This window comes from Prauserella alba (assembly GCF_024171735.1).
Classification (GTDB): Bacteria; Actinomycetota; Actinomycetes; order Mycobacteriales; family Pseudonocardiaceae; genus Prauserella; species Prauserella alba.
In genome coordinates this window covers 578,012-602,757 of sequence record NZ_JAMTCH010000004.1, presented here as the reverse complement: position 1 = coordinate 602,757, position 24,746 = coordinate 578,012, and the positions used below count along the sequence as shown (strand labels likewise).

Annotated in this window: 22 protein-coding genes; 15 read left to right on the top strand and 7 right to left on the bottom strand. The window is 69.8% G+C overall.

Annotated features, from left to right (window positions below):
* Positions 1-32: 32 nt before the first annotated feature.
* Positions 33-779, bottom strand: coding sequence for an IclR family transcriptional regulator (locus LY12_RS11630; protein ID WP_253857319.1), 747 nt, complete (start codon positions 777-779; stop codon positions 33-35).
* Between the two features lie 357 nt (positions 780-1,136).
* On the opposite strand from LY12_RS11630, the gene mtrA reads away from it, so the two are divergent.
* The 6 genes from mtrA (at position 1,137) to secA (ending at position 10,782) form a co-directional block, all read left to right on the top strand.
* Positions 1,137-1,814, top strand: coding sequence for an MtrAB system response regulator MtrA (gene mtrA, locus LY12_RS11625; RefSeq protein ID WP_301296804.1), 678 nt, complete (start codon positions 1,137-1,139; stop codon positions 1,812-1,814).
* 7 nt (positions 1,815-1,821) lie between these two features.
* A complete protein-coding gene (locus LY12_RS11620; protein ID WP_253855886.1) occupies positions 1,822-3,591 on the top strand; it encodes an ATP-binding protein in 1,770 nt (589 codons plus the stop codon).
* Positions 3,588-5,567, top strand: coding sequence for an LpqB family beta-propeller domain-containing protein (locus LY12_RS11615; protein ID WP_253855884.1), 1,980 nt, complete (start codon positions 3,588-3,590; stop codon positions 5,565-5,567). The genes LY12_RS11620 and LY12_RS11615 overlap by 4 nt, the downstream gene beginning before the upstream one ends.
* A 92-nt stretch (positions 5,568-5,659) precedes the next feature.
* Entirely contained in the window at positions 5,660-6,331 is a 672-nt protein-coding gene (locus LY12_RS11610) for a ComF family protein (protein ID WP_253857317.1), read from the top strand.
* Between the two features lie 499 nt (positions 6,332-6,830).
* On the top strand, positions 6,831-7,562 hold the full coding sequence (gene hpf / locus LY12_RS11605) for a ribosome hibernation-promoting factor, HPF/YfiA family (protein ID WP_253855882.1): 732 nt from the start codon (positions 6,831-6,833) through the stop codon (positions 7,560-7,562).
* 355 nt (positions 7,563-7,917) lie between these two features.
* Positions 7,918-10,782: a preprotein translocase subunit SecA gene (secA, locus tag LY12_RS11600; RefSeq protein ID WP_253855880.1), complete on the top strand. Its 2,865-nt coding sequence runs from the start codon at positions 7,918-7,920 to the stop codon at positions 10,780-10,782.
* A gap of 172 nt (positions 10,783-10,954) precedes the next feature.
* Here the strand turns inward: secA and LY12_RS11595 are convergent, their stop codons facing one another.
* Positions 10,955-11,566 carry an Rv3235 family protein gene (locus LY12_RS11595; RefSeq protein WP_253855878.1) on the bottom strand — a complete coding sequence of 204 codons (612 nt, stop codon included), beginning with the start codon at positions 11,564-11,566 and terminating at the stop codon, positions 10,955-10,957.
* Between the two features lie 48 nt (positions 11,567-11,614).
* Between LY12_RS11595 and LY12_RS11590 the strand changes: the two genes are divergently transcribed.
* The gene (locus LY12_RS11590) at positions 11,615-12,073 is read left to right on the top strand and encodes an HAD-IA family hydrolase (protein ID WP_253855876.1); all 459 of its coding nucleotides are present in this window, start codon (positions 11,615-11,617) and stop codon (positions 12,071-12,073) included.
* Positions 12,074-12,192: 119 nt separating this feature from the next.
* On the opposite strand, the gene LY12_RS11585 is transcribed toward LY12_RS11590, so the two are convergent.
* On the bottom strand, positions 12,193-12,990 hold the full coding sequence (locus tag LY12_RS11585) for a TrmH family RNA methyltransferase (protein WP_253855874.1): 798 nt from the start codon (positions 12,988-12,990) through the stop codon (positions 12,193-12,195).
* 51 nt (positions 12,991-13,041) lie between these two features.
* Between LY12_RS11585 and LY12_RS11580 the strand changes: the two genes are divergently transcribed.
* The 3 genes from LY12_RS11580 to pruA all read left to right on the top strand — a co-directional run bounded on the left by LY12_RS11580 (position 13,042) and on the right by pruA (position 16,875).
* On the top strand, positions 13,042-14,454 hold the full coding sequence (locus LY12_RS11580) for a WS/DGAT/MGAT family O-acyltransferase (protein ID WP_253855871.1): 1,413 nt from the start codon (positions 13,042-13,044) through the stop codon (positions 14,452-14,454).
* Positions 14,451-14,984: a DUF6912 family protein gene (locus LY12_RS11575; protein WP_253857315.1), complete on the top strand. Its 534-nt coding sequence runs from the start codon at positions 14,451-14,453 to the stop codon at positions 14,982-14,984. Before LY12_RS11580 ends, LY12_RS11575 begins: the two co-directional genes overlap by 4 nt.
* A 262-nt stretch (positions 14,985-15,246) precedes the next feature.
* Positions 15,247-16,875, top strand: coding sequence for an L-glutamate gamma-semialdehyde dehydrogenase (gene pruA, locus LY12_RS11570; RefSeq protein ID WP_253857313.1), 1,629 nt, complete (start codon positions 15,247-15,249; stop codon positions 16,873-16,875).
* 189 nt (positions 16,876-17,064) lie between these two features.
* On the opposite strand, the gene LY12_RS11565 is transcribed toward pruA, so the two are convergent.
* A complete protein-coding gene (locus LY12_RS11565; protein ID WP_253855869.1) occupies positions 17,065-17,907 on the bottom strand; it encodes an SCO4651 family lipoprotein in 843 nt (280 codons plus the stop codon).
* Positions 17,908-18,072: 165 nt separating this feature from the next.
* Entirely contained in the window at positions 18,073-19,071 is a 999-nt protein-coding gene (gene rsgA, locus LY12_RS11560) for a ribosome small subunit-dependent GTPase A (RefSeq protein WP_253855867.1), read from the bottom strand.
* Between the two features lie 172 nt (positions 19,072-19,243).
* Between rsgA and LY12_RS11555 the strand changes: the two genes are divergently transcribed.
* Both LY12_RS11555 and LY12_RS11550 read left to right on the top strand, forming a co-directional pair.
* Positions 19,244-20,104 (top strand): SOS response-associated peptidase, encoded by an 861-nt coding sequence (locus LY12_RS11555; protein ID WP_253855865.1) that lies wholly within the window; start codon positions 19,244-19,246, stop codon positions 20,102-20,104.
* Complete coding sequence (locus tag LY12_RS11550) at positions 20,101-20,715, top strand: alpha/beta hydrolase family protein (RefSeq protein WP_253855863.1); 615 nt, start codon at positions 20,101-20,103, stop codon at positions 20,713-20,715. The genes LY12_RS11555 and LY12_RS11550 overlap by 4 nt, the downstream gene beginning before the upstream one ends.
* A gap of 125 nt (positions 20,716-20,840) precedes the next feature.
* Here LY12_RS11550 and ybaK read toward each other — a convergent pair whose 3' ends face one another.
* Complete coding sequence (ybaK, locus tag LY12_RS11545) at positions 20,841-21,317, bottom strand: Cys-tRNA(Pro) deacylase (protein WP_253855862.1); 477 nt, start codon at positions 21,315-21,317, stop codon at positions 20,841-20,843.
* 235 nt (positions 21,318-21,552) lie between these two features.
* On the opposite strand from ybaK, the gene LY12_RS11540 reads away from it, so the two are divergent.
* Together LY12_RS11540 and rsrA are read left to right on the top strand one after the other, a co-directional pair.
* Positions 21,553-22,266: a sigma-70 family RNA polymerase sigma factor gene (locus LY12_RS11540; RefSeq protein ID WP_253855861.1), complete on the top strand. Its 714-nt coding sequence runs from the start codon at positions 21,553-21,555 to the stop codon at positions 22,264-22,266.
* A complete protein-coding gene (gene rsrA / locus LY12_RS11535; protein ID WP_253855860.1) occupies positions 22,263-22,613 on the top strand; it encodes a mycothiol system anti-sigma-R factor in 351 nt (116 codons plus the stop codon). The genes LY12_RS11540 and rsrA overlap by 4 nt, the downstream gene beginning before the upstream one ends.
* A 135-nt stretch (positions 22,614-22,748) precedes the next feature.
* On the opposite strand, the gene LY12_RS26250 is transcribed toward rsrA, so the two are convergent.
* The gene (locus LY12_RS26250) at positions 22,749-22,823 is read right to left on the bottom strand and encodes a 50S ribosomal protein bL37 (RefSeq protein ID WP_369299110.1); all 75 of its coding nucleotides are present in this window, start codon (positions 22,821-22,823) and stop codon (positions 22,749-22,751) included.
* 204 nt (positions 22,824-23,027) lie between these two features.
* On the opposite strand from LY12_RS26250, the gene LY12_RS11530 reads away from it, so the two are divergent.
* Entirely contained in the window at positions 23,028-24,512 is a 1,485-nt protein-coding gene (locus LY12_RS11530) for a sensor histidine kinase (protein WP_253855859.1), read from the top strand.
* The last annotated feature ends 234 nt before the right edge of the window (positions 24,513-24,746 follow it).

Below are 24,746 nucleotides of genomic sequence, written 5' to 3'. Positions count from 1 at the left end.
AGCGCCAATGCTCGACTGCCGTCGACCGAGGCTCAGACCGGGAAGTGGCCGAGCTGTGCGGACAGCTCCATCGCGGCCTCCCGCATCGGGCCGATGATCTGCCGGATGCGCTGCCGGGACAGGCGGTACGACGGCCCGGAGGCGCTCATCGCCGCGATCACCGATCCGCCGTCCCCGTAGATCGGCACGGCCACGGCGTGGAGCCCGAGTTCGAACTCCTCGAAGCAGGCCGCGAACCCGTCGTCGGCGATCCGGCCGAGTTCGGCCGTCAACTCGTCGGGGGCTGTCGTGGTGCGGGGCGTGAACTCCTCGAGCCGGTCGCGCAGCATGTCGCGGCGGCGAGCTGGTGGCATGTAGGCCAGCAGGACCTTGCCGCTGGAGGTCGCGTGCAGCGGGGTGCGCCTGCCGGTCCAGTTCTGCGCAGTGATCGACGCCGACCCGACGGCCTGGCTGATGTTGATCGCGATCCCGCCGTCGGCCACGGCGATGTTGACCGTCTCGCCGAGTGAGTCCGCGAGGCCCTGGCAGGTCTGGTTGCCCAGCTTGGCCAGGTCCATCCGGCTGGTCGCGGCGCCCGCGAGCCGGACGATCCCGAGCCCGATCTGGTACTTGCCGCGGTCACTGACCTGCTCGACGAGGTTGCGCATCTCCAGCGCGGACACGAGCCGCGACGCGGTCGACTTGTGCACGCCCAGTTCGTCGGCGATCTCGGTGATGCCCGCCTCGCCGTCCTTCGCGAGATGTTCGAGGATGCTCACGGCGCGGTCGACGGACTGCACCGGGCTCTTCGGCTCGTCGGGCGGGTCCGGTTCCGCGACGGGTTCGGGGCCGAGGCCGGTCCGGACCGGTTCGGCCGCGCCCAACGGAGAGTCATCGGAGTTCCGGGCGGCGGGAGAGGCAGCGTCGGAGTTCCGCATAACGCAACAGTAACTCCTACAGCGGCGAGAATCGCCCCTTCAGCGGTAGATGTGAGCTATGACCTTTGCCGAGCGTGCCGCAGCCGCTCGCGCGAGTAACCATACGGCACCCCTGCGGGTCATGACGTTACGCCACCCGGAGCAGTCGTCGAGTGGTGGGGACACGCCGAACCAGGGTCTCCCGCAGTCGCGGGTGACCACAGTGCGAATATGGGCGGCATGAAGGCACGTGTGCTGGTCGTCGACGACGACCCCGCTCTCGCGGAGATGCTGACCATCGTGCTGCGCGGTGAGGGCTTCGAGACCGCGGTGGTGTCCGACGGGTCCCGCGCGTTGTCGGCGTTCCGCGAGATGAAGCCCGACCTGGTGCTGCTCGACCTCATGTTGCCCGGGATGAACGGCATCGACGTCTGCAAGGCCATCCGCGCCGAATCGGGCGTCCCGGTCGTCATGCTCACGGCCAAGAGCGACACGGTGGACATCGTGCTGGGTCTCGAATCCGGGGCGGACGACTACGTCGTCAAGCCGTTCAAGCCGAAGGAACTCGTCGCGCGCGTGCGCGCCCGGCTGCGCCACAACGACGGCGAGCCGGCCGAATCGCTCGTCATCGGTGATCTCACCATCGACGTCCCCGGTCACCAGGTGACCAGGGAGGGCGAACCCATCTCGCTCACGCCACTGGAGTTCGACCTGCTCGTCGCGCTCGCGCGCAAGCCGCGGCAGGTGTTCACCCGTGAGGTGCTGCTCGAGCAGGTGTGGGGCTATCGGCACGCGGCGGACACCCGGCTGGTCAACGTCCACGTGCAGCGGTTGCGGTCGAAGGTGGAGCGCGACCCGGAACACCCCGAGGTCGTGCTGACCGTGCGCGGTGTGGGCTACAAGGCGGGCCCACCATAATCGGCTCATGAGAGATCGCCTGACCGGACTCGGCGGGCTGCTGCTGGGGCTGGCCCGCCGCGTCGCGGCGTTCGGGCGGCGTAAGAGCACCGCGTTCAATGAGCTGTGGCGGCATTCGCTGCAGTTCCGGGTCACGGTGTCGACGCTGGCGATGTCGGCCGCGGTCGTGTTCGTGCTCGGTATGGTGCTGCAGAACCAGATCACCGACCGGCTCATGACGACCAAGGAGGACGCGGCGACCGCCCAGCTCGACGCGGTGGTGCGCACGGTCGAGAGCGAGCTCGTCGGGGACGCGGGCCAGGACGACGCCCTGCGCGAACGGCTCACCAACGCGGTCAACCGCATCACGACCAGCTCGGTCGCGGCGCAGGACGCCTCCAGCTCGGCCGCCGGCACGTTCGAGCCCGTACTCGCCGCGGGCGACCCGGAGCGGCCCGCGAGCCGCACGATCTCCGCGGGTCCGTACGACAAGGTCTCCGGCAGGCTGCGCGGGTTCGTCGAGAACAACACGCCCGCCAAGGAGTTCCACACCGCGGGCGGCACGACGTACCTGGCGATCGGCGCGCCGATCACCACGACCACCCGCCCGCTGCAGGTCTACCTGTTGTTCCCGCTCACCTCGGAACAGAACACGGTCGCGACCGTGCAGAACACGCTGGTCGTAGGCAGTTTCGCACTGCTCGCCCTGTTGGCCGGTATCACCAACATCGTGGTGCGGCAGGTCGTCCAGCCCGTGCGCAGGGCGGCCGGTGCGGCCGAACAGTTCGCACACGGGGAGCTGGACCGCAGGCTCGAGGTCATCGGCGAGGACGATCTGTCGAAGCTGGCCGTCGCCTACAACGAGATGGCGGCGAGCATCCAGCGGCAGATCCGCCAGCTCGAGGAGTTCGGCGAACTGCAACGGCGGTTCACCTCGGACGTCTCGCACGAGCTGCGTACCCCACTGACCACGGTGCGGATGGCCGCCGACGTGCTGCACGCCTCACGGGAACAGTTCCCCGCCGGGCTGGCGCGGTCGACCGAACTGCTGACCGACGAGCTCGACCGGTTCGAGCAGCTGCTGGCCGACCTGCTGGAGATCTCCCGGCTGGACGCCGGTGTGGAGGAGCTGTCGTCGGAGGTCACCGACGTCCGGCCGATCGCGCAGCGCGCGGCCGAGCAGGTGAGCGGGCTCGCCGAGTCGATGGGCAGCCCGATCGAGGTCGACCTGCCGGACGAACCGGTCGAGGCCGAGGTCGATGCCCGGCGCATCGAGCGGATCCTGCGGAACCTGCTGGCCAACGCCGTCGACCACGGCGAAGGCAGGCCGGTCCGATTGCGCCTCGCGGCGACGGAACCCGAAACCCCCGCCACGGCCGAACCCGGCGACGGCACCACGGACGAGGCCGGGGCCGAGGGCGGATCCGGCAGCACGGCCGAATGGCCCGGCGCCGTGGCCATCACGATCCGCGACCAGGGCATCGGGCTGCGTCCGGGCGAGTCGGAGCTGGTGTTCAACCGGTTCTGGCGTGCGGATCCGTCCCGGAACCGGCGTACCGGGGGCACCGGGCTCGGCCTGGCCATCAGCCAGGAGGACGCGCGCCTGCACGGTGGCACACTCGATGCGTGGGGCGAGCCCGACCGCGGGTCGTGCTTCCGCCTCACCCTGCCGCGCAGGGTCGGCGGCGCGTACACGGCGAACCCGCTGCCCCTGCCACCTGAGGACGCGCGTCCTGCCGCCGGCGCCGACGGGGCCCGCGACGTCCGGACCGACCTGCAACCAGGGGAGACGGTGTGACGACACAGGAATCGCGCGCCCTGGCCCGTTCACGCAGGCTGCGCCCGTGGGCGGCGCTGGGCTTGGCCGCACTGCTGGTGAGCGGCTGCGCCGCGATCCCGGCCGAATCGCAGCCCGAGGCCCTGCCGCAGCAGCAGCGCGGGCAGCAGACCGAGGCCGTACCGGAGCCCGCCCCCGGGCTGGACCCGTTGTCGCTCGTGCGGGAGTTCGTCGAGGCGAGCGCGGAACCTGCCAGTGACTACGCGGCGGCCCGTGCCTATCTGTCGCAGCGGGCGCGCAAGCAGTGGCAACCCGATTCGTCCGTCGCCGTGATCGAGGACGAGTTCAGCACCGTCTTCGGCTCCGACGACGAGCGGAGCGGACCTGTCACCACCAGGCCCGACGCCGAACCCGGTGAGCGTCGTGACGACCGCGCAGGTGACGAGACCGGCGAGGCCCCGGCGGGGGACGGCCAGGCAGGGGCCGAGGGCGACCAGCCGCGCAGTACGCCCGGGTCGGCGCCGCCCACGAGGCAGGCCCCGGCGACCGGGACGTCGCCCCCTGGCGGGTCCACGGCCTCGTCGGCCCCGGACGAACAGATCGTCACCGTCCGCGGCGGGCACGTCGGCAGGCTCGCGGCCGACAGCTCGTTCATCCCTGCGGACGACGCCGTCGAACAGAACGTGCGCCTGCGCAAGGAGAACGGGGAGTGGCGGATCGTCGACCCGCCGCAGAGCGTGCTGATCACCGTCTCCGACTTCGACGAGACCTACTTCCGCGTGCCGGTGTACTTCTTCGCCCCCGAGTCGAACGTGCTGGTGCCCGATCTGCGCTACGTCGTCGCCAGCCCGCAGTCGGGGCTGCCGGCACGAGTGGTGGACCTGTTGCTGGCCGGTCCGTCGGACGGGCTGACCGGGGCGGTCCGCAATCCGCTCGGCGACAATGCCTCGCTCAAGACCAACGTGACGACGACGCGGGACGGCGCGCTGGCCGTGCCCCTCACCGGGGTCGAGGACAAGAGCGACCACGACAGGGAACTCATCGTGGCGCAGCTCGTGCGGTCGCTGCAGACGGTCACGACGAGTCGCGTGCGGCTGTTGTCCAACGGCAGTGCGCTCGTGCAGGATCACCGCGACTGGCGCCCCGGCGAACTGCCGTCCTACCAGGCGGCTGCGACGCCGAGCTCCGACCTGCCCGGTCTCATGACAGCGGACGGCAAGGTCCACTCGCTGGGCAACGGGGCTCCGATCCCGGGACCCGCGGGGTCGGGCGACATCGAGGTGCAGAGCGCGGCCCAGTCGCTCGGCGGGGACCAGCTGGCGGTCGTCGAACGGGCCGATCGCGGCGTGCGGTTGCGGATCGGGCCGTACGGTTCGCGGGGACAGGCCGTCGAACTCGATGCGCGGACGATGACCCGGCCGACGTGGGTGCCGGCGACCACGCGCAGCGAACAGTCTCGTGAGGTGTGGACCGTCACCGGCGGTGAGCGGGTGGTGCAGGCCGTCACCGACGCCGAGGGCCGGTGGGTCACGCAGTCGGTCAACTCGGCCGAGATCAACCCGATCGGTGACATTGACGAGCTACGGCTCTCGCGCGACGGCACGCGCGCGGCGATGGTCATCGGCGGGAAGGTGGTCGTCGCGGCGGTCGTGCGGGACAACGACAGCCGGACGTCGGCTGCGCTGCGCTCCCCGCGTGTGCTCCAGGGCGACGAACTCGACGACGCGGTCGCACTGGACTGGACGGGTCAGGACGCCCTCGCGGTCGCCACCCAGTCGGAATCGAGCCCGGTGGTGCGCGTGCCGGTCGACGGGCTGCGGATCGACCAGTTCAACAGTTCGAACCTCATCGCGCCGATGCGTGGCATCACCGCCGCCCCGGGGCGGCCCACGGTCGTCGCCGACGCGACGGGACTGTGGACGGCCAGCGACCTCGGCGACGTGTGGCGTCCCCACGACCGGCGTTCGTCCTCGGCGGTGCCGTTCTACCCCGGGTGACGTTCACCCCGTCGCACGCGCGTCGTGGCGCCTGATCCTCGCCGGAAATGTCGGGGCCGGGCGGCATGCTGCCCGGCGTGACGAAACAGGGGATGGCCGCGGGTGCGGCGGCGTTGCTGGACCTGGTGCTGCCGGAGAACTGCGCAGGCTGTGACGCACCGGGAGGGGCGTGCTGCCCGTCGTGCCTGTCCGCCTTCGGGGCAGCGCGGCCGGCCGCGGTGCACGGCGCAGGTGCGCCGGGCGGGCCCACGTATGCGCTCGCGCGTCACGCCGACGTCGCCAGGGCGCTCGTCGTGGCGCACAAGGAGCGCGGCAGGCGAGGCCTGACGCGGCCGCTGGGCAGGGCTCTCGCGGCCGCCCTGCCGCGGCTGCCGGAGGCGAGGCCCGACGCGGCGGGCTCGTGGTGGCTGGTTCCGGTGCCGTCCCGGCGGAGTGCGGCTCGCGCGCGCGGCGGTTCGCACGTGCTGGCGCTCGCCAGGGCCGGTGCCGCGGCGCTGAGCGAGGCGGGTCTGCCCGCTGCGGTCGCACCGGCACTGCGGCTCGCCGCGGGCGCGCGCGACGCCGTCGGGCTCGACCGCAGCGAGCGCACCGCGAACCTCGCGGGCCGGCTCCGGGTCGCGGCCGCGGGAGCGCCGCCGCCCGGTGTTCCGGTGGTGCTGCTCGACGACGTCGTCACCACCGGGGCGACCCTCGGTGCGTGCCGTGCGGCGCTGCGGCGGTCCGGCATCGAGCCGTGTGTGGCGCTCACCCTGACAGCGGCCTGATCGGTATGGCTCGGATGGTCCAGAGCACCGGGGGATGCGCCCACGGCGGCTGTTGACCGCACCGGACCCGCGATCGGGTGAGTCGGAACCACGGCGGGAGGCTGTTCGTTGTCCGGGTATGAGCAACCGCCTCGTCACCGTCCGCCAGGCGCTTACGCGCTCGTCGTGCGGCAGCCGGGTGCCGTTCACCCCGATGTTGCTCCGATCGAGTCCGGACGAGGGCTTGCATGCCGGTTTCCGGCTCCGGAACGTGACCACGGTTCACCGTCCGACGTCCCCCGCACCGGGGGCTGTTCTCCGAGCCGGAACCGGGCTAATGTGCACCGCTAACAGCAATTCCCGGCAACAGGGAGGTGGCCAGTAAATGTCCCTGGCGCCGGCGGAAAGCTGAAATCCCGGAAATTGATCAGCGTGCCGCATGAATGACGCATGATCGATTTCTTCTCCCCGGTGCCGGTGTTCGCTGCAATGGACTCGCTTTCCGCGAGGGAGGTCGCGTATGGATATCGTCGTCAAGGGCCGCAACGTGGAGGTCCCGGAGCACTACCGGCAGCACGTGAGTGAGAAGCTGGACCGGCTCGAACGATACGACCGCAAAGTCATCCGCTACGAGGTGGAGCTTTTCCACGAGCGCAATCGACGCCAATCCAAGAACTGCCAGCGTGTGGAAATCACGGGTAGGGGCAAAGGACCTGCCATGCGTGCGGAAGCGAGTGCGGGCGATTTCTACGCCGCGCTCGACGCCGCTGTGAGTAAGCTCGAAAACCGGATGCGCCGGGCACACGACCGTAGAAAGGTGCATTACGGACGGCGCGTTCCGGAATCCGTTGCGGAGGCCACCGCAGGCGGGGCCGACAGCCGGTCCGGCGGTGGTACGACCGCCGTCATGGAGGCCCCCGCCGAAACCGAGGACATGGACGGCGCGGTCATGTCGTCGGCAGCGGACACCGTCAGCGCGGACGGCGCCATCCGGCTGCCGTCCCAGCGCTTGGACGACGGTTTCGACGATCTGGCGATCGCCGACCGCGGCGACATCGGTGACGACCACGAACCCGGTCGCATCGTGCGGGAGAAGCAGCACTCGGCCAAACCGATCACGGTGGACGAGGCCCTCTCCGAGATGGAACTCGTCGGGCACGACTTCTATCTGTTCAACGACGCCGACGCGGGCAAGCCGAGCGTCGTCTACCGCAGGAAAGGATTCGACTACGGCGTGATCCGGCTGGGCTGACCCCGCTCGGGCATTTCGTCTCAGGGTGGCCCGCGTACACCACGTGTGCGCGGGCCACCGCCGTGTCCGGCGCCGGGCCGCCGGACGACCGGCCGAGGTGGTGCCGCCGCCGCAGCGGTATCCGGTGTGGGCCGGGCGGTGTTCAATCGGTGTGAGGCCGGGAGGGCACTTTCGTTGCACCGCGTACCCGGCACGCCGAGCCGTGTGCGCACGGGCCTGCGCATTCCCTACGATGGGCAGTGCTGCGTGGGCGCGGGTGTGCTTTGGCGCCGGCTGCCGCGCGGCGGACTCGGCTGCCCAGGCGCGGGCCGGGGTGGCGCACGAGAAACCGAACCAACTAGCGAGGTCGACCCGGATGCTTCTGAACCGCCTGCTCCGTGCGGGCGAGGGCAAGATGGTGAAGCGGCTCAGCCGTATCGCTCAGCACATCAACACCCTCGAAGACGACGTCACAAGCCTCTCCGACGCCGAGCTGGCTGCCAAGACCGACGAGTTCCGCAAGCGGCATCAGGACGACGGCGAATCGCTCGACGACCTGCTGCCGGAAGCGTTCGCGGTCGCGCGTGAGGGTGCCCACCGGGTCCTGGGGCAGCGCCCCTACGACGTCCAGCTCATGGGCGGTGCCGCACTGCACCTCGGGCAGGTCGCCGAGATGAAGACCGGTGAAGGTAAGACGCTGACGTCGGTCATGGCCGTCTACCTCAACGCCATCTCCGGCAAGGGCGTCCACATCGTCACCACCAACGACTACCTGGCGAAACGTGACGCCGAGTGGATGGGCCGGGTGCACCGTTTCCTCGGGGTGACCGTCGGGTCGATCGTCGCCGACATGCCGTCGTCGCAGCGCAAGGAAGCCTACGACTGCGACGTCACCTACGGGACGAACAACGAGTTCGGGTTCGACTACCTGCGCGACAACATGGCGTGGAGCCTCGACGACTGCGTGCAGCGCGGCCACAACTTCGCCATCGTCGACGAGGTCGACTCGATCCTGATCGACGAGGCGCGGACGCCGCTGATCATCTCGGGTCCCGCGGACCAGTCGTCGCGCTGGTACGTCGAGTTCGCGCGCATGGCGCCGCTGATGAAGAAGGACACCCACTACGAGGTCGACGAGCGCAAGCGCGCGGTCGGTGTCACGGAGGCGGGTGTCGAGTTCGTCGAGGACCAGCTCGGCATCGACAACCTCTACGAGGCGGCCAACACGCCGCTGGTCGGGTTCCTCAACAACGCCCTCAAGGCGAAGGAGCTCTACAACAAGGACAAGGAGTACATCGTCCGCAGCGGTGAGGTCATCATCGTGGACGAGTTCACCGGCCGTGTCCTCTCGGGCAGGCGCTTCAACGAGGGTATGCACCAGGCGATCGAGGCGAAGGAAGGCGTCGAGATCAAGGCCGAGAACCAGACGCTCGCCTCGATCACGCTGCAGAACTACTTCCGTCTCTACGAGAAGCTCTCGGGCATGACCGGTACCGCCGAGACCGAGGCCGCGGAGTTCCATCAGACCTACAAGCTCGGCGTCGTGCAGATCCCGACGAACCGGCCGATGATCCGCTCCGACGAGTCGGACCTGATCTACAAGTCCGAGCAGGCCAAGTTCGAGGCGGTCGCCGAGGACATCGCCGAGCGGCACGAGAAAGGCCAGCCGGTGCTGGTCGGCACGACCAGTGTCGAGAAGTCGGAGCACCTGTCGAAACTGCTGCTCAAGCTCAACGTTCCGCACGAGGTGCTCAACGCGAAGCAGCACCACCGCGAGGCGCTCATCATCGCCAAGGCCGGTCAGCGCGGCGCGGTCACGGTCGCGACGAACATGGCGGGCCGCGGTACCGACATCGTGCTCGGCGGCAACCCGGACATCATCGCCGACGAGACGCTGCGTGAGCGCGGGCTCGACCCGGTGGAGAGCTCCGAGGACTACGAGGCCGCATGGCCGGAGGTGCTCGAAGAGGTCACTGCGGGGGTGAAGGCGGAGGCGGACGCCGTGCGTGAGGCCGGCGGGCTGTACGTCCTCGGTACGGAGCGGCACGAGTCGCGGCGGATCGACAACCAGCTGCGCGGTCGTTCCGGCCGGCAGGGTGATCCGGGTCTGTCGCGGTTCTACCTGTCGCTGGGCGACGAACTCATGCGGCGGTTCAACGCCGCGATGGTGGAGACGGTGATGAACCGGCTCAACCTGCCCGAGGACGTGCCGATCGAGCACAAGATGGTCACCAAGGCCATCAAGAGTGCTCAGACGCAGGTCGAGCAGCAGAACATGGAGATCCGCAAGAACGTCCTCAAGTACGACGAGGTGCTGAACCAGCAGCGCAAGGTGATCTACGCCGAGCGTCGCCGGGTGCTCGAGGGCGAGGACCTGCGCGAGCAGGTGCAGAACATGCTCCGCGACGTCGTCAGCGAGTACGTCAAGAGCGCCACCTCCGAGGGCTACGCCGAGGACTGGGACTTCGAACAGCTGTGGACGGCGCTGAAGACGCTGTACCCGGTGTCGCTCGACTGGGAGCAGCTGGTCGAGGACGACGAGGACCTGAGCCCCGAACGCCTGCAGGAACTGCTGCTCGACGACGCCACCGCCGCGTACGAGGCGCGTGAGGCCGAACTCGACACGACGGTCGGCGAGGGCGCGATGCGCGAACTCGAGCGGCGCGTCGTGCTGTCGGTGCTGGACCGCAAGTGGCGCGAGCACCTCTACGAGATGGACTACCTCAAGGAGGGCATCGGCCTGCGCGCGATGGCGCAGCGGGACCCGCTGGTCGAATATCAGCGTGAGGGCTACGACATGTTCTCCGGGATGCTCGAGTCCCTCAAGGAGGAGACGGTCGGCTTCCTGTTCAACCTGCAGGTCGAGGCGCAGCAGCCGCAGGCGGACGCGCCGGAGGCAGCCGAGGCGCCGGTCCCCGCCGCACAGGGCGCAGGGTCGGGCCAGGGGTCGCAGCAGAGCGCGAACCAGAGTGGCGGTTCGCGATCGGGCAGGCACGCGAAGCCGGCCCCACCGCAGCCGGCGGCCGAACCGGCCGCGCCGGCCGCTCTGCAGGGCAAAGGCCTCGACGGTGCCGCGCCGCAGGCACTGACGTACTCGGGCCCGGCCGAGGACGGCGGTGTCGAAGCGCGCGGCACCGGCGCGGACAAGCCGAAGAACTCCGCAGCGAGCGGCAGTCGGCGTGAGCGCCGCGCCGCCGCACGCGAAGAGGCCAAGAAGAACAAGAAGTCCGCGAAGAAGTAGAAATCGTACTCACCCTGCGTGGCGGTGCCCGCTGAGAACCTGCGGCGGCCGTCCGCTCGTCTGACCGCGGGGTATCGATGTGCCACGAGCGGGGCCTGTCGGGAACTGTTCCCGACAGGCCCCGCTGTCGTTTCGGCGGGACGTGGTTCTCAGCCTTGCCGGAGTGGCGCCGTCACGCCGTTCGCGGGTCGAGCACGGCGAACTGAGTGCAGCACCAGTGACGAGCGCGGCGTTCGAAACGCGCCGTCACCGCCACCGTCCGCGCCTGCGCCCGCGTGGTCGCGGCGACTTCGAGGGAATCGTCGGCGGACCGGCACAGATGCGTCGAATGCAGCTGGTACCGTGGCCGGTTCCGCGGCGTTTCGTCGCGCATTCTGGTGGACAGTTCGGGCGACAGCCACGGGGTCAGCTGCGCCACGGGCCGCAGTCCACTGTGTACCTCCAGCAGTGCGCCGAGTATGCGCTCCACCTGATTCTTCGAGAGATCCCTGCGAGGTCGGCTTCCGGTTCGCTGGTCCGGGATTCCGCTCAACAGGGCCGTGATATCGACGTCCGGCAGTGCGCGCGACCCGTCACGGCCGGCCGTTCGGGTGTCGCGGCACTCGTGGTCGTCGAGCGCCTGAATGCGCGGCCGGTCGGCCTGAGTAGTCATACTCATTTCCCCCTCTGGGTAATTCTTCGCAATTCCCGCGAACTCTTCGTGGCCCGCTATGGAATAGAGGTGAATTACGCCGGCACGGATTCCGAAGACGCCCGGTTTGATGTATTTGAAGAAAATGTCCACGAACGTCGCAATGATCCGCTAGGACACCGTCGGGTTACGCTCGGGTGCGTGACCGGATCGGATACCGACGGCCGCACGCTGAACGGGATCGTGCTCGACTACGCGGGCGTGCTCACCGACAGCGGCGGCGAGAACCTGCTGGAACTCGTCGACATCGCGCGAGAGCACGGGGTGCGCACAGCGCTGCTGTCCAACGCGGCGGGCGGCGGATCCGTCCGGCGGCGACTGCACGGACGGTTCGACGACCTCGTCTTCTCCGGTGAGGTCGCCGTCATGAAACCGGAGCCCGAGGTCTTCCTGCTCACGGCCGAGCGGCTTGGGCTGCCGCCGGAGGCGTGCGTGTTCGTCGACGACGCCCCTGGCAACGTGTGGGGAGCCGTCGCGGCGGGGATGGTCGGCGTCCGTCACACCTCCGTGTCGGAGACGATCACGGAGCTGTTGGCGCTGTTCCCGGACCTGCCGTCGGACATGTCCCGTGAGCCGCCGTCGACCGACGTGCCCTTCTGACGTCGGGAGCCTGGCCCCGGGAGCTGCTTCCGGACGCCCTGCTCTTGGACGCCTGCTCTCGGGCGGCCCTGCTCCGGGACACTCCGCCCTGGTGCTGTCGCGCACCCGGAGCGAGGTGCTCAACCCGCGTGGCCGCGGCGCACCAGTTCGAAGCACAGCACCGCCGCGGCGGCCGACACGTTCAGTGATTCGACGTCGCCGGGCATCGGGATGGACAGCCAGCTCGCGACGTACCCGGCCACCTCCGGGTCCACGCCCTCGGTCTCGCCTCCCAGCACGAACGCCGACCGTGCGGGCAGTTCCGCGTCGAAGAGCGGTTCGGCCGCGTCGTGCACCGCGTCGGTCGACGTCGAATCCGTCGAACCGAGTGCGTACACGGCGAAGCCCGCATCGGTGAGCTGCTCGGCCGCGTCGAGTGCGGTGCCGGTGCGCAGCACGGGAGCTCGGAACGCGACCCCGGCCGACGCCTTGACCACGAGCGGGTCCAGCGCGGCGACACCCTTGCGCGGGACGACGATGCCGCCGAGGCCCGCCGCCGTGGCCGTTCGCAGGATCATGCCGACGTTGGCGGGAGTCGTGACACCGTCGAGCACGAGCACCGGCGCAGGCGGGGTGCGGTCGGCCAGCGCCTGTGCGAGGGGCCGCATCCGCGGGGCGACGACGTCGGCGAGCACGCCCTGGTCCTGCTTGCCGTTGCCGGCGAGCACCTTCACCCGGTGCGCACTGGCGTGTTGCACCGCCACCCCCGCGTCGGCGGCGGCGCCGCGGATCTCCGAGGCGGCCGGGCCCCGTGCCGTGTCGGCGAGAATCACTTTGTCGACCTCGAGCTCGGGGTCGGCGAGTGCTTCGAGGACGGGCTTGCGGCCGTAGACGGTAAAGAACCGGTCCTTCGGCGATACGGCGTTCGGGTCGGTCACGCTCGTGAGTGTTCCACGTGCCGGGCCCGCCCTCTGTGCCAGGATCGGGGCATGCCCGACCGTCTGCCCGCGCTGGACGCCGCCCAGCTGTACGGCGAACAGCCCTCGACGCCGATGCACGTCGGCAGCGTCGCCGTGTTCGAGCGCCGCAGCGACGGCTTCGACTTCGACACGGCGATGCAGGTCATCGCTCAGCGACTCGACTATCTGCCGCGCTACCGCACACGGTTGCTGCCGGTTCCGGGGCATCTGGCGCCGCCGGTGTGGGCCGACGACGTCGACTTCGACCTGGGCTATCACGTGCGCCGGTCGGCCCTCCCCGCCCCTGGCAGTGACGACCAGTTGTTCGACCTGGTCGCCCGGCTGATGCAGCGCCCGCTGGACCGGGAACGGCCGCTGTGGGAGGCGTACTACATCGAGGGGCTCGAAGGGGACAGGGTCGCGCTGGTGACGAAGGCGCACCAGGTGCTCGTCGACGGTGCACGCACGGTCGATCTCGCCCAGGTGCTGCTCGACGAGGGCACCGCGGACCGGGCACAGGTTGCGGGCGAGTGGACGCCGCGGCGCATGCCGGGGTGGCCCCGGCTCGTCACCGACGCGCTCACCGACGCCGCGACGAAGCCCGCTGAGCTGGTCAGGAACGTGCGATTCCTGGCACGGGACGTCGTGTCGGGCCTCGGCAGGAGCGCACGGACGGCTGGTTCGTTCGCCGCGGCGGCGCGATCGGCCACGGCGCCGGCCCGCACCGGGCCCGCACGGCGGCTCAACTCGCGGGTCTCGGGCGGGCGTGTGTTCGCGGGTGTCCGCACCGACCTGAACACCTTCAGCCGCATCCGGTCCGCCCGCGACTGCACGGTCAACGACGTCATCTTCACGGTGCTGACCGGTGCGCTGCGCAACTGGCTGGAATCGCGGGGCCAGCACGTGCCGCCCTCGGCCTCGGTGCGGGCGCTGGTGCCCACGGCGGTGCAGCACGAGGACGCCGAGTTCTCCCCGGCGGAACTGACCACCAGCAGGCTCGTTCCGTACCTGATCGACCTCCCCGTCGGCGAGCCCGACCCGATACTGCGGCTGCAGCACGTGGCCCACGAGATGGCCGAACAGTTCGGCTCGGACCGGCCGGTGACGGCCAGGACGATGGTGAAGATGGGAGGATTCGCACCCGCGACGATGAACGCGCTCGCCGCCCGGGTCGCCGGTTCGCTGCCGCGGCGTGGGTTCAACGTGCTCATCGCCAACACGCCGGGACCGCAGGAATCGCTGTACGCGGGTCCGGGACGGTTGTCGGCGATCTACCCGGTGCTGCCACTCGGGCGGGATCAATCGCTCGCGGTGGGTGTCACCTCGTACCAGGGTGATGTCTACTTCGGATTGAACGGTGACCGGAAGGCCATGCACGACGTCGACGTCCTCGCGGACATGATCGAGGAGTCGCTGGAAGAGCTGAGGGGTAACAAATGGTGAGGGTGTACGTGCCCGCGACGATCGGCATGCTGCGGCATCTCGTCTCCGAGGGACAACTGACCCCCGTGCGGGGGACGGCGTTCTCGCTGACCCCTGCGCTGCGCGAGGCGTACGTGAGCGGGTCGACCGAGGAGCTCGAGTACGCCGCGCTGCTCGACGCCGCGAGGGCGTCGCTGCGGTTGCTGGCCTCGCACGAGGACGCCGAGCAGGACTCGGGATCGGGCATAGACGAGAAGGAGCCGCCGCGCCGGGTGGTGATCGCCGCGGAGATCGAGGACAACGACGTCACGCCGCGGCCCGACCTGGACAGTGCCGTGGTGCGCATGGCGGGGTCGGTGACGATGGACGACATCGCCGCGGTGCACGTCGACGCGGTGGAGGCCGAGCAGGCCGTGGTGGCCGCCGCCGATGTGATCGACCGTGCCGACCTGGGCGATCTGGACGCGGATTTCGTGCTGGGCGAGGCCGAGGACCACGAGCTCGCCTGGTACGCGCCGCAGGAGGTGCCGTTCTTCCTCGAACTGCTGTGACCGCGGGCGCCCCGCCCGGTGAGCCGTGTTGCGGATTCCGGGGCCCGTGTTGCGCCCCGCGGGGATCGTGTTGCGCCTTGCGGACCCCGTGTTGTGCCCATGGACACGCTCCGGTGGTGGTCGGGGCGATCGGTCACCGGGGCGCGCGGATCGGCACCGGAACGGATGTCGCGGTTGTTCTCCCCGCAGGCCCGGTGTGGCGGGGAGAATCGGCACCAGGAGAACCGCCCACAAGGCAGCAGAGGAGAGCGTCATGACCACCATGGACGCCGTGACATCCGTACCGGTGCCGGTGAACGAGCCCGTGTACGCATATGCACCCGGCAGCGCCGAACGGGAGAGTCTGCAGCGCAGGCTGGCCGAACTCGAAGGGGAGAAGGCCGAGCTGACCCAGACGATCGCCGGTGAGCGCCGCATGGCAGGCGGGGACCGGTTCGACGTCGTCCAGCCGCACGACCACGGTCACGTACTCGGCGTGAGTGCGCAGGCCACCCGCGAGGACGTGGGCCATGCCGTGACGGCGGCGAAGGACGCGGCCAGCGCGTGGAGCGAGCTGCCGTTCGACGAGCGTGCCGCCGTCTTCCTGCGCGCCGCCGACCTGCTCGCGGGACCGTACCGGGACACGATCAACGCCGCCACGATGCTGGGCCAGTCGAAGTCGATCCAGCAGGCCGAGATCGACGCGGCGTGCGAACTGATCGACTTCCTGCGGTTCAACGTCCATTACGCCCGCCGAATCCTCGCCGAGCAGCCGAACTCGGTGCGCGGCGTGTGGAACCGCATGGAGTACCGGCCGCTGGACGGGTTCGTCACCGCGATCACGCCGTTCAACTTCACCGCGATCGCGGGCAACCTGCCGAGCGCACCGGCCCTCATGGGCAACACTGTCGTGTGGAAGCCGACGCCGACCCAGCAGCTCGCGGCTCACTACACGATGCGGGCGTTCGAGGAGGCGGGGCTGCCGCCGGGCGTGATCAACCTCGTCACCGGCGACGGGCAGGCCGTCAGCGAGGTCGCGCTGGCCGACCCCGGGTTCGGGGGCCTGCACTTCACCGGCTCGACCGCTACGTTCAAGAAGCTGTGGCGCGCGATCGGCGACAACCTCGACTCGTACGGCTGCTACCCGCGGATCGTCGGGGAGACCGGTGGCAAGGACTTCATCGTCGCTCACCCGAGCGCGGACTCCGACAAGGTGGCGGCCGCGCTCGTGCGCGGTGCGTTCGAGTACCAGGGGCAGAAGTGTTCCGCGGCCTCCCGGGCCTACCTGCCACGCTCGCTGTGGGAAGGCGGGCTGCGCGACCGCATCGCGGACCTGACCCGCGATGTCACCTACGGCGACGTCACCGACCTGTCGAACTTCGGCGGAGCGGTCATCGACGCGCGCGCGTTCGCCAAGCACCGGGAGCTGTTGTCGAGTGTGGACGGCGACGCCGCGCTCGAGGTCCTCGTCGGCGGCGGGTGTGACGACTCGGTGGGCTACTTCGTCGACCCGACCGTGCTGGTGACGACGGATCCGCAGCACCCGGTGATGTCGACCGAGTACTTCGGCCCGATCGTGGCGGTGTACGTCTACGACGACGCCGAGTACGAGCGGGCGCTCGAACTGTGCGACACGACGGCGGGATACGGGCTGACGGGCGCGGTGTTCGCCGACGACCGCGCGGCGATCGGCCAGGCGCACCGCGCGCTCCGCCACGCCGCGGGCAACTTCTACGTCAACGACAAGCCCACGGGGTCGATCGTCGGGCAACAGCCGTTCGGCGGCAGCCGCGGTTCGGGCACGAACGACAAGGCCGGGTCGATGTTCAACCTGCTCCGCTGGGTCAGCCCGCGCTCGGTGAAGGAGGCGTTCGACGCGCCGACGTCGATCGGCTACCCCCACATGGGCTGACGGCCTCCTCGCGCGTGTTCTGCACTCGGCACCGCGTGTCCTGCATTCGGGACCGTCGCCCGGGGTCACCAATCGAGCGCGTCCCACCGGATTGCCGGTCAGGGCGGGGGCCGCAGACGAAAACCCCGGGCTCCGCGTGAAGGCGGAGCCCGGGGCTCGTCGAATGCCGGAAAACCGGCGGGGTGCGCGTCAGTTCGGCAGACCGCCCGACGGCATGTCCTGGACCTGGTCGGCCGGAGGCTCCTCGACGTTCACCGGAGCGCCCCAGTCGGAGTAGTTCATCTCCATGGTCATGCCGCCCTGGGCCATCTGCGAGGCGTTGCCCCCGGCCTTCTCGGCGACCTGCTTCATCATTTCGCTCATGTCCATCGTGACCTTGACCGGCAGGTCGTCGCTGTTGAGCCAGATCTCCATCGGGATCGTGGCTTCGACGCCGTCGAACATGGCCTTGTTGGCGCCGGTCATCTGGCCGACCTCTTCGGCGAGCTTCGCGAAGTCGAGGTCGAGGGTGTAGTGCGTGGTCTGCTCGCCGTCCAGCGTGGTCTCTTCGCTGTCGGTGATCTCGCCGGCCTTCTGCGCGAACTCGAGCATCTTGGTCGGGTCGTTCATCTCGGCGCTCTGCGCCTGACCGAGCTCGGCCATGTCGCCCTTCATCCACGTGCCGCCCATGTTCATGTACATGGTCTGGCCGATCATGCGGGTCTCGACCTCCTGGCCGGAGCCGGGCATCGACATGGTCATGCTGACCTTCGGCTCGCCGCCGAACTCGCCTTCGCCCTTGTAGGACATGTCCTGGCCGGCGAACGACATCGTGCCGTCGAACTTGGCGGTCTTCTTCGCGGACGTGCTCTGCGACGCCGCGTCGGCCAGCGTGCCTGCGTCCTTGAACAGGTTGCCGACCGAGGCGCCGCCGTTACCGCCGTTGCCGTCGCCCGAGCCGCCATTGCCGGCCGCGTTGTCGTCGCCGCCACCACAGGCGGACAGGGTGAGCACCAGGGCTGCAACCCCGGCCACCAGTGAGGTCTTGCGCATGTGAGATCCCCAAAAATCGTCGATGCAGCCGCTGCTGCGCCTGCTTTCCACTGCGATGTGCCGCTTACGGTAGCGGTTCCGTGGGCTGCGCCACGCTTCACGGGGCCCTCACTGCGGGGCGACTTTCGTCGGTGCCACCCGCCGTGACGCGGCCGCCGCGATCCGTCACGCGTCGAGGCCCGCGCGCGAGGCCAGGAGCCGTCGCAGCGAAGCCAGTCGCGCGCCGCCTCCTTCGACGGCGTCGAGTGCGCAGTCCGGGTCGGCGGGCGGGCCGAGGTGCCCGCAGCCCGAAGGGCATTCCTCCGCGGCTTCCGCGAATCCGCTGAACGTGCCCACGATGTCGTCGGCCGTGACGTGCGCGAGCCCGAACGAGCGCACGCCGGGGGTGTCGACGACCCAGCCCGCCTCGTCGCCGGGCAGCGGCAGTGCGATCGCGCTCACCGACGTGTGCCTGCCCTTGCCGACCGCGCTGACCTCACCGGTCGCGAGATCCGCCTCCGGCACGAGCCGGTTGACCAGCGTGGACTTGCCGACACCGGAATGCCCGACGAACGCGGACACCCGCCCCTCCAGCCGGTCGACGAGCTCGTCGATGTCGCCGTCACGGCTGGTCACGACGGCGGGTACGGCCAGGTCGGCGTACTCGGCCAACAGTTCGCCGGGATCGGCGAGGTCCGCCTTGGTCAGGCACAGCACCGGGTCGAGCCCACCCGTGTAGCAGGCGACGAGACACCGGTCGATGAACCCGGTGCGCGGCGGTGGGTCGGCGAGTGCCGTGACGATGAGCAGTTGTTCGGCGTTGGCGACGACGACGCGCTCGTACGGATCGGTGTCGTCGGCGGTGCGCCGGAGCACGCTGGAGCGCTGCTCGACGCGCACGATTCGCGCGAGGGTGTCGGGTTTGCCGCTGACGTCGCCGACGAGGTGCACCCGGTCGCCGACGACGATCGGCGTCCTGCCCAGTTCGCGGGCGCGCATCGCGGTGACGGCGCGGTCCGGATCGGACTCCACCGCGCACCGCCAGCGGCCGCGATCGACCGACGTGACCATCGCCGGCACCGCCTCGGCGTGGCTGGGACGGCGTTTGCTGCGCGGACGGGTGCTCTTGCCGGGGCGCACGCGCACGTCGCTCTCGTCGAGCCTGCGCCAGTCGCCACGGGCCACGGACGTTCACCTTCCTGCCGGTTCACCTACCGATGATCGAGCCCGCGCCGCCGCGGCGCACGACGTTGCCGCCGGCTCGTCGGTGGGGTAATGATCCCTCATCGGCCTCGCCCGGGGTCGGCAGGCGTGCCACGCTGGGTGAGGAGTCCGTCGACGAACACAGGGAGACGCCATGTGCGGCCGTTACGCCGCCACGAAGAGCCCGGCCGCGTTGATGCAGGAGTTCGAGGCGGCCGACGGCACGGAGGGGCACGCACCCGGGGAGAACTACAACGTCGCACCGACCAAGAACGTGGTCGGCGTCGTCGAACGGCATCCTCGTGACGCCGAGGGCAACGTGGACCCCGATGCGCCAGCCGAGCGTGCCCTGCGGGTGTTGCGCTGGGGACTGGTGCCGTTCTGGGCGAAGGACGCCGCCATCGGCAACCGCATGATCAACACCCGCGCGGAGACGGCGGCGGAGAAGCCCGCCTTCCGCAAGGCACTGTCGCGGCGCCGCTGCCTGATCCCCGCCGACGGCTGGTTCGAGTGGAAGGTCGGGCCCGTTCCGGAAGGGCAGCCGAAGAAGAAGGCGCCGAAGGAGCCGTTCTTCATGACCGGCCGGGACGGCTCGTCGCTGGCGTTCGCGGGCATCTGGGAGACGTGGCGCGACCCGAAGGGCGAGCCGGACGCTCCGCCGCTGGTGACGTGCTCGATCATCACCACGGAGGCGCGCGGCCAGCTCACCGACATCCACGACCGGATGCCGCTGCTGATGCCGCCGGACCGATGGCACGATTGGCTCGACCCCGACCGCACGGACGTGACGTCGTTGCTCGAACCGCCGGGGCTCGACGTCGTCGACACGCTCGAGCTGCGCCCGGTGTCCACGCTGGTGAACAACGTGCGCAACAACGGACCTCAGCTTCTCGACCGCGTCGACGAGGCGGTCGAGCTCGACACCGACGGCGCGGCGGCGCCGGCGGACTCGGCGGCCCCGTCGACTGCGGAATCCTCGGAGGGCGCCCTGTTCGACGTGCCGGGTGCGCGATGACCACGGCGCAGGTGGACACGCCGCACGGCCCGGCCCGGGTCGAACTGCACCTCGCCGAGGAGGCAGGCGCGGGCCTGTTGCTCGGACACGGAGCAGGAGGCGGGATCGGCGCGCCGGACCTGGTTGCCGTCGCCGGAGCGGCACGCAAGCAGGGCGTGCACGTGGCGCTTGTGGAACAGCCGTACCGCGTGGCGGGCAGGAAAGCGCCCGCGCCGGCGAAACAGCTGGACGCGGCGTGGCTGGCGGTCGTGGAGGAGCTGTCCGGCCGCTGGTTCGAAGGGCTGCCGCTGGTGTTCGGCGGGCGGTCGTCGGGAGCGCGGGTGGCGTGCCGGACCGCGGAGCAGGGACAGGCCGACGCGGTGCTGTGCCTCGCATTCCCTGAGCACCCGCCGGGCAAGCCGGAGAAGTCGCGGCAGGCCGAGCTCGACGGCGTGCGGGTGCCCACGCTCGTGGTCCAGGGGGAGTCGGACTCGTTCGGCAGGCCGGTGGCGGGACCGCACCGGGAGATCGTCATGGTCCGGGGCGATCACAGCCTGAAGGCCGACCTCGACGGTGTCGCGCGTGCCGCCTCGGAGTGGCTCGCGCGGGTGACCCGGCCACTCGTTTCCTGACACGCAACGTGGCCGCCTTACTCGCGTTGAGTGCCCCCAAGGGCACCCTGGTTGCGTTGAGTGCCACCAAGGTGCCCTTGGGGGAGGTATCGACACTCCGGTCGGAGATCGCCCGTTCGGGTGAGTCAGGCTGTGATAGCTGACACGGTGGCTGCTGTCAGCGTGATGAGGTCGGCCGGGGCGAGTTCGATCTCCAGGCCCCGCCGGCCACCCGAGATCAGCACCGTGGCGAATGTCTCGGCCGAGGCGTCGACGACGAGCGGCAGGCGCGAACGGTGGCCGAGCGGTGAGATCCCGCCGACGACGTAACCCGTCGCCCGCTGCGCCGCGGCCGGGTCGGCCATCCTCGCCTTCTTGCCACCCGCGGCTGCGGCGAGCGCCTTGAGATCGAGTTGCCCCGTGACCGGCAAGACCCCGACGGTCGACACGCCGTCGACGGTCGCGACGAGCGTCTTCAGTACCCGCTCCGGTGCGACTCCCAGCGCTTCGGCGGCCTCCAGTCCGTACGACTCGTGACGCGGGTCGTGCTCGTAGGTGTGGAGTGTGTGCTCGACGCCGCGCTTGGCCAACAGTGCCGTCGCCGGTGTCCCCTTACCCGCCATGACGTGCAGGCTAGGCGACTCGTGAAATGCCGCCGCCGGGGGTGGGAATACCCGATCGAGGGTCGTCGTTGCAGGGGGTGTGCCGACGATTCTGACCAGACCCGAGAGCGCCAGGGGCGTATCCTCGGTCGAGACATATGTGCCGTCGGTGGCGGGTAACCGAAGCCGGCGCGAGAGGCACAGCACGAGCGCCGAGATCATCGCTGACCCGGCCACCGATCTGGAAGGGAACGGTTTGCCGAGCACGCAGAACTCTGCCGAGCCCGCAACCGCTGAAACAGCCGAGCGACCGAGCGCCGAGACTGCGACACCGTCCGACGCCCCCGACCGCACCGCGGAGGCCGAGAGCCCCGAGGGCGAGCAGGACCGCATCGCGCGGTTCGAGCGGGACGCGATGCCGCTCATCGACCAGTTGTACTCGGCTGCGCTGCGCATGACCCGCAACCCCGCCGACGCCGAGGACCTCGTCCAGGAGGCCTACCTCAAGGCGTACTCGGCGTTCTCTTCGTTCAAGAAGGGCACGAACCTGAAGGCCTGGATGTACCGCATCCTGACCAACACGTTCATCAACGGCTACCGCAAACGTCAGCGGCAGCCGCTGCAGCAGCCGACCGAGGAGATCACCGACTGGCAGATCGCCCAGGCGGAGAGCCACACCTCCACCGGGCTGCGGTCGGCCGAGGTCGAGGCCATGGACAAGCTGCCCGACACGGACGTGAAGGCGGCGCTGCAGCAGCTGCCCGAGGAGTTCCGGCTGGCCGTGTACCTGGCCGACGTCGAGGGCTTCGCGTACAAGGAGATCGCCGAGATCATGGACACGCCGATCGGCACCGTGATGTCGCGGTTGCACCGTGGGCGCAGCCAGCTGCGGAACATGCTCGCCGACGTCGCCACCGACCGTGGTTTCATCCGGCCCGCGAACGCGACCCCGGAGGTGGCTGGCCGATGAGCACGCTGGAACAGCCGGACCACAAGCCCGAGCAGGACCGTGACGTGTGTTGCGACGAGGCGCTCGCGGAGATCTATCTGCTGCTCGACCGTGAGTGCAGCGCCGACCGCGACGCGCAGCTGCGCAAGCACATCGAGGACTGCCCGCCGTGCCTCGAGGAGTACGGCATCGACGACCAGATCAAACAGCTGCTGCACCGTAAGTGCGGCGGAGATCAGGCGCCGGTGGACCTCAAGGAGCGGCTGCGGGCGTCGATCCGCAGGACCGTCGAGGAACGCGGTGGCGTGCGCTTCAGCGAGACCGAGCTGACGATCGAGCAGGTCCGCGAAGGCTCCGACGGCACCTGACCGCAGCCGCGTCGGACGTCCTGTCACCGCGGCACGGCACTCCACAACGACATCCGTGACAGAGCAAGACCCCGGCGACTTCCGCAGAAGTCGCCGGGGTCTTCGCCGTTTCTGACGGCCGCTCGGGGCGGCGGATCAGGTGTTGGGCTTCTTGCCGTGATTCGCTTTGTTCTTCTTGCGATCGCGGCGCTTACGTGCACGCTTCGACATGTTCATTCCTCCATGACTTGCTGGCCCCAGTGTGGCATGTGCGTTCCCCGCTCTCTTCGGCTGGGCGGGGAGCTCCCGGAGCCGCCACCGGTTGTGACGCCTGCTGCTGGTGGTGGGACTCGGACGAGGCGGGTGGGAGTATTGCAGAGCGGATCACGACCGGTCCGCGTACGAATCGTGACGATGTGCGGTGGTCGATAATCGATGTCCACACTTGCGGAACTGCTCGCCGACAACACCGGCCTGCCGGGCGAGGCGGTCGACCATCTGCAACTCGTGGTTGCCGAATGGCAGCTGCTCGCGGACCTGTCGTTCGCGGACTTCCTCATGTGGGTTCCCGTCGCCGGCAGTGACGGTGACTTCGTGTGCGTCGCGCAGGTGCGGCCGACGACGGGCCCGACGGCGCACGTCGAGGACGTCGTGGGCACGCGGTTCACGGCGGAGGAACACCCGCAGCTGTCGCGTGCCGCACGGGAACTGCGGTTGTGCCGCGAAGAGGAGCCGCACTGGTACAACGACCTGCCGATGCGCAGAGAGGCGATCCCGGTGCGGTTCGGGGACCGGGCGGTCGCCGTGCTGAGCCGCGACACGAACCTGGCGTCGCCGCGGGTGCCGAGTCCACTCGAGATCGCCTATCTGGGCAGCGCGGCCGACTTGTGCCAGATGCTCGCCGACGGTACGTATCCCAGCCCGGACGGCGGTACCGACGTGCACACGAGCCCGCGGGTCGGCGACGGGCTGATCCGCGTCGACCAGCACGGCACGGTCGTGTTCGCCAGCCCCAACGGCCAGTCCGCGTATCACCGCATGGGTTACGAATCGGATCTGATCGGCGCGCGGCTGGCGCCGCTGACGCGGTCGTTGATCCGTGATCCGTTCGACGCGACGGAGATCTCGCATCGCATCCTCGACGCCGTGGCGGGCAAACCGAGCACCCGCGCGGAGGCGGAGTCGCGGCGGGGTGCCGTCGCGTTGTTCCGTGCGCTGCCGCTGCGCCCGGCGGGCAGACCCGCGGGCGCGCTGGTGCTCGCCCGCGACGTCACCGAGGTCAAACGCCGTGACCGGGCGCTGATGTCGAAGGACGCGACGATCCGCGAGATTCACCACCGCGTGAAGAACAACCTCCAAACTGTTGCCGCCCTGTTGCGGTTGCAGTCACGCCGGACGCCCAGCGGCGAGGCGCGGGAGGCCCTGACCGAGTCGGTGCGCCGCGTGTCGTCGATCGCCATGGTCCACGAAGCGCTGTCGATGTCGGTGGACGAGAAGGTCGACCTGGACAAGCTGTTCGACAACGTGCTGCCGATGGTCGGCGAGGTCGCCACCGCCGAAGCACACGTGAAGCTGTCGCGCAGCGGTTCGTTCGGCATCGTCGCGGCCGACATCGCCACGCCGTTGGTGATGGTGGTCGCCGAGTTGGTCCAGAACGCGGTGGAGCACGCGTTCGAACCGGGACAAGCCGGCGAGGTGGAGATCGCGGTCGACCGGTCGGCCGGCCGGCTCGACATCGTCATCCGCGACGACGGACGCGGCCTGCCTTCAGGGTTCTCGTTGGAACGCGCCGACGGGCTCGGTTTGCAGATCGCCCGGACACTGGCCGAATCCGAGTTGCGCGGGTCGCTGTCGCTGCGCGGCGGCAGTCACGGCGGCACCGAGGCGAACCTCCGGGTGCCGCTCAATCGTCGCGGCTGAATCGGATTCCGGAACACTCCGCTCGCGGAAACGGCGCTTCCCGAAACCCCGCTCCCGGAAAACCCGTGCACGCGGAGTCCCGTTTCTCCGAGACAGCGAACATTCGCGGTAACCCCGGCTGTGCGAATGCATTCGCACGCTGCCCCGGACACGCTTGAGGCCCCGGACACGCTTGAGGGCCGGCACCCGAATAGGGATGCCGGCCCTCAAACCTTTTGCCTCGGCCCCAGTAAA